The following is a 10,193-nucleotide window of genomic DNA, read 5'->3' as shown; positions in this document are numbered from 1 at the left end:
CCCCGGATTAGCGAGTGTCTCGTGGGCTCGGAGATGTGTATAAGAGACAGCGCAAAGACTGCACGCTCGAGGCCCGAAAACCGTGCAGTCTTTGCGTACTCGACGGTGGGGCGCGAGCCGACGGTGGGGCGCGAGCCGACGGTGGGGCGCGAGCCGACGGTGGGGCGCGAGCCGCGGACGGACGCGGGACGAGAGGTCAGGCGACGACGATGGAGAGGAGGAGGTGCGTGGGAGGGACCTGCGCGCGCAGGGCGTCCCGGGCGGAGGCGTAGTCGGGGCCCTCGGCCTCGATCTCGCTGACGGCGGACCCGCGGATGACCGCCGTGGCGATGACCCGTCCGCCACGCGGCATCGCGTTGTGCACGCGCAGCAGGTCGAATCCCTCCGGAACCTGCTCCTCGATGAGCGCGCGTGCCGACTGCGCGTCGTCCGCCTCGGCCGTGAGCTCCCGCGTTTCGCTGCTCTGGATGAGACCGCGCACCTTCATGGGATCCACGCTACCGGACCCCGCCCGCCCGCCTGTCCGCTGTTCCCGCCGCCAGGGCCGCCCGATACGGTGAAGGGATGGACTTCCTCACCCGGCCCATCGACCCCACCTCCGAGAGCGATCTGTCGGCCGGCGGACTCCGCCTCTCCCTGGTCGACACGGAAGACGCTGCCGCCTTCGACGCGTGGATCCGTGCGGACTTCCGCGGCTTCCACGACGGCCGGCCGAAGGATGAGGTGCTCAAGGAGGCGCGTGGATACCTCCGCTCGCGCCGTACGACGGGAGTGTACGACGACGCCATCCCGGCCCGCGAGCCGGTCGGCACCGTCAACTCGCGGGTCGCGCCCCTCACCGTCCCGGGCGGGGAGCGCATCGACGCCTGGGCGATCAGCTCCGTGACCGTCGCGCCGACGCATCGCCGGCGCGGCATCGCCCGTGCGCTCCTCGGCGGCGAGCTTCGCACGGCCCACGCGCTCGGGGTCCCGCTGGCGATCCTCACGGTCTCGGAGTCGGTCATCTACGGCCGCTGGGGCTTCGGGCCGGCCACCTATGCGACGGCCTGGACGGTCGACACGAAGCGCGTCCGCTGGGCGGGCGCCGAGACCGTCGGGCGCCTGTCGTTCACCGACCCCGAGGAGTACCGCGAGACCGCCGAGCGCGTGCTCGACCGCGTCATGGCGGGCCGGCCGGGCGAGATCGGCCTCGAGCCCTATCTCGCCCACCGGCTGACCGGCCCGCTGAAGGGCGACTCGGATGCGGACCGCTACCGGCTGGTCCGCTACGACTCCCCGTCCGGCGAGCCGGAGGGCTTCGTCTCCTTCACCGTCAAGGGCGACGACGACTTCACCCGGCACACGGTCGACGTCAACTACCTCGCGGCCGCCACCGACGAGGCGCTCACGGCGCTCTGGCGCTTCCTGTTCGAACTCGACCTCGTCGCGAGCGTGAAAGTGTGGACACGCGGTGTGGACGAGCCGCTGCCCGCGCTGGTCTCCGACATCCGGGGCGCGAGGGTCACGTCGGTCGACGACCACCTGTGGGTGCGCATCCTCGACCTCCCGGCCTCGCTGCAGGCCCGCAGCTACGAGCGCGACGGCTCCCTGGTGCTGGATGTGGCCGACGACCTGGGTCTCGCCGCCGGCCGCTTCCGCCTGACCGTGATGGAGGGACGGGCGACGGTGACCACGACAGAAGACCCGGCCGACGTGACACTTCGGGTGAACGCCCTCGGCAGCGTGTACCTGGGCCACGACACGGCGCGCTCGCTCGCCGTCGCGGGCCGCATCCAGGGCGACGTGGATGCGCTCGACCGCCTGTTCCGCACGGCGGTGCCACCGCGGCTGAGCACCTGGTTCTGACCCTCCACTTTGTCGAAGGAGGTCACCTCCCGAATCTCCTTCGGATGGCAGTAGTGAAGGAGATCCGAACGATTCTCGTTCGGATCTCCTTCACTGGTGCGCGCACATGGAAGGGCGGGAGTCAGCCGATCAGGTCGTGACGGACGACGATCTGGTCGCGGGCCGGGCCGACGCCGATCGCCGAGATGCGGGCGCCGGAGATCGCCTCGAGCGCGAGGACGTAGTCCTGCGCGTTCCGGGGCAGGTCGTCGAAGCTGCGGGCGCCGCTGATGTCCTCGGTCCAGCCGGGGAACTCCTCGTAGATCGGCTTCGCGTGGTGGAAGTCGCTCTGCGAGGCCGGGACCTCGTCGTGGCGCACGCCGTCCACGTCGTAGGCGACGGCAACCGGGATGCGGTCGATGCCGGTGAGCGTGTCCAGCTTGGTGAGGACGAAGTCGGTGACGCCGTTCACCCGGGCGGTGTACCGGGCGACCGGCGCGTCGTACCAGCCGGTGCGGCGCGGGCGACCGGTCGTGGTGCCGAACTCGAAGCCGCGCTCGCGCAGGAACTCGCCCCACTCGTCGAACAGCTCGGTCGGGAAGGGTCCGGCGCCGACGCGGGTCGTGTACGCCTTGACGATGCCGATCACCCGGTCGATACGGTTCGGGCCGATGCCCGAACCGGTGGCGGCACCGCCGGCGGTGGAATTCGAGGAGGTGACGAAGGGGTACGTGCCGTGGTCCACATCCAGCATCGTCGCCTGGCCGCCCTCGAAGAGCACGTACTTGCCCTCTTCGAGCGCCTGATTCAGCAGCAGCGAGCTGTCGACCACCATCGGGCGCAGGCGCTCGGCATAGGCGAGCAGCTGCTCCACCACTTCGTCGACCGTGATCGCGCGGCGGTTGTAGACCTTGACCAGGAGGTGGTTCTTCTGGTCGAGGGCGCCCTCCACCTTCTGGCGGAGGATGTTCTCGTCGAAGATGTCCTGGATGCGGATGCCCACCCGGTTGATCTTGTCGGCGTAGGTGGGGCCGATGCCGCGACCGGTGGTGCCGATCTGGCGCTTGCCGAGGAAGCGCTCGGTGACCTTGTCGATCGTGCGGTGGTACGAGGTGATGACGTGGGCGTTGGAGCTGACCCGGAGACGGGACACGTCGACGCCGCGGGCGATCAGCGCGTCGAGCTCCTCGAACAGCACCTCGATGTCGACGACGACGCCGTTGGCGATGACCGGGGTGACGCCTTCGGTGAGAATCCCGGAGGGCAGCAGGTGCAGGGCGTACTTCTCGTCGCCGATGACGACGGTGTGGCCCGCATTGTTGCCGCCGTTGAACTTGACGACGTAGTCGATGCGGCTCCCGAGGACGTCGGTCGCCTTGCCTTTGCCTTCGTCGCCCCACTGGGCGCCGATGATCACGATCGCGGGCACGTTGGAGTCCTCTCGAGTGGATGGATCGCTTCGGCGCCACGCGGACGACCGTCGCACTCGATCCTATCGTGACCCGTTAAGTTGCACACTGGTGTGCAAGAAGGGCGTAGACTGCTGCCATGCCCACTCCCTCCACCCGTGCTCCACGTCGCGACGCGACCGCGAACCGCGAGGCCATCCTCAGCGCCGCCGCCGTGGCGCTGAACGAGGACATCGACGCGTCCCTCGAGACCATCGCAGCCCGGGCCGGCCTCAGCCGGCGCGCGGTCTACGGCCACTTCGCCACCCGGGACGAGTTGCTCGTCGAGGTGTTCACGCGCGGCGCCCGCCGCCTCGCGGCCCTGCTGGAGCCGGTGTCGCATCCCGACCCGCTGGTCGAGATCGCGCTGTTCGGCGCGACACTCTGGGCCGAGGTCGAGCACATCCGCGTCAGCGCGGCCCTCGCCGTGCGCGGCCCCCACCGGGAACTGGTGGGCACGGCCCTCGACCCGGCGCGCGAGCGGCTGCGCGAGACGGTCCGGCGCGGGATGGGCTCCGGCCGCATCCGCACGGATCTCGATCCCGAGACGGTCACCCGGCTGATCGAGAACGCGGCCGTGGCCGTGCTCGAGGAGGCGACGCGTACGGGACTGACGCCAGAGGCCGGGCATCGACTGGTCATGCTCGCAGGCCTCGGAGCTGCGGGGATGAGCTGGCGGGAGGCGGGCGAGCTGATCGCATCCACGCCGGAGCTGGCGTTCGTCGCGGGAGCGGGGCACAGCACCACAGAGGGCTCGAACGGCTCGAGCGACGGAGGGCTACAGCGATGAAGGTCGTCCTCGACCGGGTCGAGAAGGGCGCTGCCCTGCCACCCACCTCCGCGACCTTCGAGTCCGGGCGCGCCTCCCTCGCGCGGGCCGAGACCGAGCAGCGGCCGACTGTGCTCGGGCTCATCGCCTCCGGGCGGATGCGTCCCGACTCCGGGACCGTGGCCATCGACGGCGTCACCGACTACGCCGCGATGCGTCGGCGCATCGCCCTGATCGACGCGCCCGGCGTCTCCGAGCCCGCCGCCGATGTCACCGTCGCCGGTGTCGTGGCGGAGGAGCTGATGTTCGCCGGCCGGCGGTCGCATCCCCTCGCCGTGCGGCGCTGCCTGCGTGAACTCGGCGCGTCCGAGTGGTCGCGATCCTCGATCGGCACGGTGCCGCCGACCGTCCGCATCCGCCTGCTCGCCGAGCTGGCGCTGCTGCGGAAGGGAGTGGATGCGCTGGTCATCGTCTCGCCCGACCGTCACGGCGGCGACCCCGTCGACTGGTGGCGGTTCGCCCGCGAGCTCGCGGGCCGCGACACCGCCGTGCTGGTCGTGGCGGGCGACGCCTCCGCAGCGGCCATCGCCGCCGCCTCGCTGGTGTCGCGAATGGATGAGACCGGCCCGGACACCTTCGACGAAGACCCCGGCCGAGACGACACCGACGAGCTCCCGGACCTGATCGTGGAGCCCTCACCCGAACCCGAACCCGACCCCGAACCCGAGCCCACCGAGGAGAGCGAATGAAGATCCCGCAGATGATCGCGGCGGAGTTCCGTCGCCTCACGGCCAACCCCATGTCCATCGTTGCGCTCGTCGCCCTGATGTGCGTTCCGGTGCTCTACGGCGGCCTCTACCTGTGGGCCAACCAGAACCCCTACGCGAACCTCGACCGCATCCCGGCCGCGATCGTCGTGGACGACGCGGGGGCCACCGTCGGCGGGAAGGCCGTCTCCTACGGCGACGACGTCGCGAAGCAGCTGGTCTCGGACGGATCCTTCCAGTGGCACCGCGTCGAACAGGGCTCGGCGGCGCGTGGCGTCGACGATTCGAAATACGACTTCAGCATCACCTTCCCGAAGGACTTCTCGACAGCCCTCGCCTCCGCCTCGGGGACGAACCCGCACCGGGCGATCGTCACCCTCACGACGAACGACACGAACAGCTACCTCGCCTCGACGATCGGCACGCAGGCGGCGGAGAAGATCCGCACCGCGATCGTCCAGCAGGTGAACGAGGAGGCGGCGAAGCAGTTCCTGGTCGGGCTGGCGGACATCCGCTCGCAGCTCGTCACGGCCGTCGGCGGCGCCGACAAACTGGTGGACGGCAGCGCGAGCGCGCAGTCCGGCGCGAGTCTCTTGGCGGACGGCACGGCCCAGCTCGCGTCGGGCTCGCAGGAGCTGTCGGGGAAGCTCGGGCAGCTCGCGGCGGGGGCGCAGCAGGTCAGCGACGGGGCGGCCCAGGTCGCGGCCGGCAACAGGGAGTTGGCTACGCAGGCGAACCAAGCGGGGGCGGCGGCCGCCCAACTCGCGGCGGAGGCCCCGGCGACCGGCCAGCAGCTCATCCAGGAATTGCAGGCTCGACGCGTCGATTCGGCCGTGATCGCGCAGGTGCAGGCGTCGCTCGCGAGCATCGACACGACCGTGCAGTCGGGCAACAGCCGCATCCAGAGCGCCGTCGGCCAGATCGACCAGCTCTCGGCCGGAGCGGACCAGGTCGCGGGTGGCGCATCCCAGGTCGCGTCCGGCTCGCAGCAGGCCGCGGACGGCGCATCGCAGCTCGCTTCGGGCGCTGCCACCGCGGCGAGCGGATCGGCGCAACTGCGGGACGGGCTCACCAGCCTGCACGCCGGCACCGCGCAGCTGCGCGACGGGCTGCAGACGGGCGTCGACCGCATCCCGGACAGCTCTCCCGATCTGCAGCAGAAGCAGGCCTCCACCATCGCGGATCCGGTCGACCTGAAGAACGACTCGATCACCTCCGCCGGGACCTACGGCGCCGGGCTCGCACCGTTCTTCGTCTCGCTGGCGGCGTGGATCGGCATCTACGCGCTGTTCCTGATCGTCAAGCCGGTCTCGCGCCGGGCCATCACGGCACTCCACTCGCCGGTGAAAATCACGCTGGCGGGATGGCTCACACCGGGCCTTCTCGGAGCAGTTCAGATGATCGGGCTGTTCGCGATCGTGTCCGGTGCTCTCGGGTTCCGGATCGACAATCCGCTCGGGATGTACGCCTTGATGGGATTGGCGTCCGTCACGTTCGCGGCGATCATCCTCGCGCTCAATGTCTGGCTCGGCAGCGTCGGGCAGTTCCTCGGGCTCGTGCTCATGGTGATGCAGCTGGTGACGGCGGGCGGGACCTTCCCGTGGCAGACGCTGCCCGGACCGCTCGCCGCGCTGCACAACGTGCTGCCGATGTCGTACGCCGTGGACGGCATCCGGCAGCTGATGTACGGCGGCAACCCGGCGACGGCCTGGGCGGATGCCGGAGTGCTGGCCCTGTGGATGCTCGGGGCGCTGCTGATCTCGGCGATCGGCGTGACGCGGATGACGCACTTCCGGACGCTGCGCGACCTGCGTCCGTCGCTCATCGGGTAGGCGGGCGTCGGCCGGGCGGCGACGGTGGCCGGCGCTAGGGTGGCGGCGTGACAGAAACGCTGCGCATCCTGCACCTTTCCGACACGCATCTGTACGGAGACGGGAGGCTGCACTACGGCATCGTGGACACGCTGGCCGGGCTGGATCGGGTGCTCGCCCGAGCGGCGAGGCTGACCGGGATCGACGTGGTCGTCGTCTCCGGCGACCTGTCGGAGGACGGGACCGCGGCCTCCTACCGCATCCTGAAGAGCACGGTGGAGCCGTGGGCGGCGCAGCGCGGTGCGGCCGTCGTGTATGCGATGGGCAACCACGATCTGCCGGACGCCTTCGAGGAGGTGCTCGGCCCGCGCGAGACCGAGACGACCGTGGGCGGATTCCGCATCGTGACGGTCGACAGCAGTGTCCCGGGCGCCGGCTACGGGCACGTGGACGACGCGCAGCTGGACCGGTTGCGGCGGGTGCTCGCGACGCCGTCCGAGCGGGGCACGGTCGTCGTGCTGCACCATCCACCGGTCGACCCGACGACGGTCCTGTTCGAGCCGTTGCGGCTGGTCGACCCCGAACCCCTGCTGGACGTGTGCGGCGCGGGGGATGTGCGCCTCATCCTCGCCGGGCATTTCCACCACGGGCTCGTGACCGAGGCAGGAACGGCCGGCATTCCGGTGGTCGTCGCGCCCGCCGTCGCCAATACGACGGACGTGCTGTGGCCGCCGCCGCGGGAGCGGGCCGTGCGGGGAGCCGCGTTCGCGTGGGTGCAGCTGCCCACGGAGGGTCCGGTGCGCGCGCACATCGTGACCGCCCCCGCGCCCGACGACGGCGAGACGGTGTACGACCTCGATGCCGCTGCCATTCGACGCATCGCCGACGACGCCGGGTGGCACGGGTGACCCCGCCGACCGGCGCCGCCGCCGGATACTCGGGCACACCCCTGTGGAAGAAGCTCGGCCTGAAACCCGGGATGCGTGCGACCGTGCTGCACGCCGATCCCGGCTGGAGCATCCCGTTGGAGGACGGCTCCGAAGTCGAGTGGGTCGACGACGGGCAGCGGGGGCTCATCCTCGCGTTCTACCGGCACGCCGCCGAGTACCTGGACGAACTCGGCGAGCTCGGCGAGCGCATCCGTCCCGACGGAATGCTGTGGGCGGCGTGGCCTCGGAAAGCCGCCGGACACGTCAGCGACCTCGATGAGAACCTCATCCGCGACGCCGCGCTCGCCCGCGGCCTGGTCGACGTGAAGGTGGCCGCCCTCGACACCGACTGGTCCGCCCTCAAACTCGTCTGGCGCCGCACCAACCGCTGACCCGCCCGTCCCCCGCGCTCCCGCCCCACCATCGAGTCCGCAAAGACTGCACGCAAACCCGCCCCAAATCGTGCAATCTGTGTGGACTCGATGGTGGGGCGAGAGGTCAGGAGAAGGGGACGTGCTGGGTGATCCAGGCGTGCATGGCGACGGCTGCGGCGGCGGAGGCATTGATCGAGCGGGTGGAGCCGAACTGCGAGATCTCCACCACGGCGTCCGCGGCGTCGAGGGCCGCCGGCGACAGGCCCGGACCCTCCTGCCCGAAGAGCAGGACGCACTCCCGCGGAAGGGCGAACGTCTCGATCCGGACGGAGCCGGGCACATTGTCGATCGCGATGACCGGCAGGCCGGCGCCGCGCGCCCAGGCGACGAAACCATCCACGTCGTCGTGGTGCACGACATGCTGGTAGCGGTCGGTGACCATGGCGCCGCGCTTGTTCCACCGCCGGCGTCCGATGATGTGGACGGTGTCCGCCGCGAACGCGTTCGCGCTGCGCACGATGGAGCCGATGTTCATATCGTGCTGCCAGTTCTCGATGGCGACGTGGAACGGATGCCGGTGCTCGTCGAGGTCCGCGACGATCGCCTCCATGCTCCAATACCGGTAGCGGTCGATCACGTTACGTGTGTCGCCGTGGCGGAGCAGCTCGGCGTCGTACCGGGAGTCCTCCGGCCACTCGCCCGGCCAGGGCCCGACCCCGTTCGTCGTCAGCTCGTGCGTCGGGTTCGGCATCTCGTCCACCGGTTCAGCGTATCCACCGCGGCGGGCAGCCCCACCTCCGTCGGACCTCCCCCCTAAGCTGGACGCATCCGCTTCCGGTGAAAGGGGTCCAGGTGACGCGTCGCGACGAGATCGAGTGCTGGCTCACCGACATGGATGGCGTGCTCGTGCACGAGAACCAGGCTCTCCCCGGCGCGACCGAGCTGATCCAGCAGTGGCGTGACCAGGGCACGCCGTTCCTGGTGCTCACCAACAACTCCATCTTCACGCCGCGCGACCTGGCCGCCCGGCTGCGCACCTCCGGACTGGATGTTCCCGAGGAGTCGATCTGGACCTCCGCCCTCGCGACCGCCGACTTCCTCAAGTCGCAGGCGCCCGGCGGCAGCGCGTACGTCATCGGAGAGGCGGGCCTGACCACCGCCCTCCACGAGGCCGGCTTCATCATGACCGACACCAGCCCCGACTACGTGGTCGTCGGCGAGACGCGCAGCTACTCCTTCGACGCGATCACCAAGGCGATCCGTCTGATCGGCAAGGGCGCCCGCTTCATCTCGACGAACCCGGATGCGACCGGCCCCAGTGCCGAAGGCCCGCTGCCGGCGACGGGCGCCGTCACGGCCATGATCACGAAGGCGACGGGCCGCGACCCCTATGTGGTCGGCAAGCCCAACCCGATGATGTTCCGTTCGGCCATGAACCGCATCGGAGCGCACTCCGAGAACACGGCGATGATCGGCGACCGGATGGACACGGACGTCATCGCCGGCATCGAAGCCGGTCTCCACACCATCCTCGTCCTCACCGGGATCAGCGACCACGCGGAGATCGAGCGGTACCCGTTCCGGCCGGACGAAGTGCTGGGCGGCGTGGACGAGCTCGTGGTCCGCGACCCCGTCGAATCCGAGCTCTGACCAGCCCGCGCGCGGTCGGAGGGGGACCTGTGGACGAGATCGCGCGCATCCGCTCCGCGATCCGCGAGGCGGCCCGCGCGGCCTGGACGGCGCTTCGCGACGAGCGGCCTTCAGAAGACTTCTACTACTTCGGGCTGTGGACGACGGCCCTGGCGCACCGGCCGGTGCCTACGGCGTGCTCGCTCCAGGGGCTGCAGCGCGCGGTCGAGGACGCCCGCAGGCAGAGTCTCCCCCTGGGGGAGGACGACCTGCGGTGGAGCGTGAACGATTCGCCCTACGATCAGTTCGGCGACGAGCTTTTCGCCGGGATCGAGCCCCTCTTCGATGCGGTCGGGGATGCCTACGACCGTCCGCACGAGGTGAATCAGGCGCTGCTGGAGGCCATGGTCGGCGGGCTCGCCGACCTGGACGCTGAAGGATTCTTCGGGACGGGGCTCGAGCGGGAGTCCATCGTGCTGAATGTCACGCTGCCAGCCCATGAGCGGCCGGTGGATGCGCTGGAGTCGGCGCGCCGCCTCAATCCGCCGCGTGCGCTGGTCCGCTATGCGGCGGATCTGGTCTCGGAGGAGCGCGGCTGACGCGAGGGCCGCGCCGAATGCGGCGTGGCCGACCGGCGCCTGA

11 protein-coding genes are annotated in these 10,193 nt (G+C 70.5%); 8 read left to right on the top strand and 3 right to left on the bottom strand.

Annotation, left to right across the window (positions count from 1 at the left end):
- Nucleotides 1–196 precede the first annotated feature (196 nt).
- Nucleotides 197–487 carry a hypothetical protein gene (locus ACPYOG_RS10925; RefSeq protein WP_481294252.1) on the bottom strand — a complete coding sequence of 97 codons (291 nt, stop codon included), beginning with the start codon at nt 485–487 and terminating at the stop codon, nt 197–199.
- Nucleotides 488–564: 77 nt separating this feature from the next.
- Here ACPYOG_RS10925 and ACPYOG_RS10920 point away from each other — a divergent pair, with 77 nt between their 5' ends.
- Nucleotides 565–1,845: a GNAT family N-acetyltransferase gene (locus ACPYOG_RS10920; RefSeq protein ID WP_481294251.1), complete on the top strand. Its 1,281-nt coding sequence runs from the start codon at nt 565–567 to the stop codon at nt 1,843–1,845.
- Between the two features lie 121 nt (nt 1,846–1,966).
- Here the strand turns inward: ACPYOG_RS10920 and ACPYOG_RS10915 are convergent, their stop codons facing one another.
- Nucleotides 1,967–3,253: an adenylosuccinate synthase gene (locus tag ACPYOG_RS10915; protein ID WP_481294250.1), complete on the bottom strand. Its 1,287-nt coding sequence runs from the start codon at nt 3,251–3,253 to the stop codon at nt 1,967–1,969.
- 119 nt (nt 3,254–3,372) lie between these two features.
- Between ACPYOG_RS10915 and ACPYOG_RS10910 the strand changes: the two genes are divergently transcribed.
- Genes ACPYOG_RS10910 through ACPYOG_RS10890 form a run of 5 tightly spaced genes read left to right on the top strand, consistent with a single transcriptional unit; the run spans nt 3,373 to nt 7,940 of the window.
- The gene (locus ACPYOG_RS10910) at nt 3,373–4,062 is read left to right on the top strand and encodes a TetR/AcrR family transcriptional regulator (protein WP_481294249.1); all 690 of its coding nucleotides are present in this window, start codon (nt 3,373–3,375) and stop codon (nt 4,060–4,062) included.
- Nucleotides 4,059–4,790 carry a hypothetical protein gene (locus ACPYOG_RS10905; RefSeq protein ID WP_481294248.1) on the top strand — a complete coding sequence of 244 codons (732 nt, stop codon included), beginning with the start codon at nt 4,059–4,061 and terminating at the stop codon, nt 4,788–4,790. Before ACPYOG_RS10910 ends, ACPYOG_RS10905 begins: the two co-directional genes overlap by 4 nt.
- On the top strand, nt 4,787–6,640 hold the full coding sequence (locus tag ACPYOG_RS10900; RefSeq protein WP_481294247.1) for a YhgE/Pip family protein: 1,854 nt from the start codon (nt 4,787–4,789) through the stop codon (nt 6,638–6,640). The genes ACPYOG_RS10905 and ACPYOG_RS10900 overlap by 4 nt, the downstream gene beginning before the upstream one ends.
- A 47-nt stretch (nt 6,641–6,687) precedes the next feature.
- On the top strand, nt 6,688–7,527 hold the full coding sequence (locus ACPYOG_RS10895; protein ID WP_481294246.1) for a metallophosphoesterase: 840 nt from the start codon (nt 6,688–6,690) through the stop codon (nt 7,525–7,527).
- Entirely contained in the window at nt 7,524–7,940 is a 417-nt protein-coding gene (locus tag ACPYOG_RS10890; protein WP_481294245.1) for a DUF3052 family protein, read from the top strand. Before ACPYOG_RS10895 ends, ACPYOG_RS10890 begins: the two co-directional genes overlap by 4 nt.
- A gap of 106 nt (nt 7,941–8,046) precedes the next feature.
- Here ACPYOG_RS10890 and ACPYOG_RS10885 read toward each other — a convergent pair whose 3' ends face one another.
- Nucleotides 8,047–8,673 carry a TrmH family RNA methyltransferase gene (locus tag ACPYOG_RS10885; RefSeq protein ID WP_481294253.1) on the bottom strand — a complete coding sequence of 209 codons (627 nt, stop codon included), beginning with the start codon at nt 8,671–8,673 and terminating at the stop codon, nt 8,047–8,049.
- 101 nt (nt 8,674–8,774) lie between these two features.
- Here ACPYOG_RS10885 and ACPYOG_RS10880 point away from each other — a divergent pair, with 101 nt between their 5' ends.
- Nucleotides 8,775–9,572, top strand: a complete 798-nt coding sequence (locus tag ACPYOG_RS10880; protein WP_481294244.1) for an HAD-IIA family hydrolase — start codon at nt 8,775–8,777, stop codon at nt 9,570–9,572.
- Between the two features lie 29 nt (nt 9,573–9,601).
- Entirely contained in the window at nt 9,602–10,150 is a 549-nt protein-coding gene (locus ACPYOG_RS10875) for a DUF4303 domain-containing protein (RefSeq protein ID WP_481294243.1), read from the top strand.
- The last annotated feature ends 43 nt before the right edge of the window (nt 10,151–10,193 follow it).

The sequence above is a fragment of the Leifsonia sp. HAY1-4F genome (assembly GCF_056755275.1).
Note: the sequence above shows the minus strand (reverse complement) of the source record. Positions and strands in the feature narration are given on the sequence as shown.

What these genes read in the sequence shown, in the direction of transcription:
- ACPYOG_RS10925 (WP_481294252.1), bottom strand. Translation starts at nt 487, where the DNA reads ATGAAGGTGCGCGGTCTCATCCAGAGCAGCGAAACGCGGGAGCTCACG.
- ACPYOG_RS10920 (WP_481294251.1), top strand. Translation starts at nt 565, where the DNA reads ATGGACTTCCTCACCCGGCCCATCGACCCCACCTCCGAGAGCGATCTG.
- ACPYOG_RS10910 (WP_481294249.1), top strand. Translation starts at nt 3,373, where the DNA reads ATGCCCACTCCCTCCACCCGTGCTCCACGTCGCGACGCGACCGCGAAC.
- ACPYOG_RS10905 (WP_481294248.1), top strand. Translation starts at nt 4,059, where the DNA reads ATGAAGGTCGTCCTCGACCGGGTCGAGAAGGGCGCTGCCCTGCCACCC.
- ACPYOG_RS10900 (WP_481294247.1), top strand. Translation starts at nt 4,787, where the DNA reads ATGAAGATCCCGCAGATGATCGCGGCGGAGTTCCGTCGCCTCACGGCC.
- ACPYOG_RS10885 (WP_481294253.1), bottom strand. Translation starts at nt 8,673, where the DNA reads ATGCCGAACCCGACGCACGAGCTGACGACGAACGGGGTCGGGCCCTGG.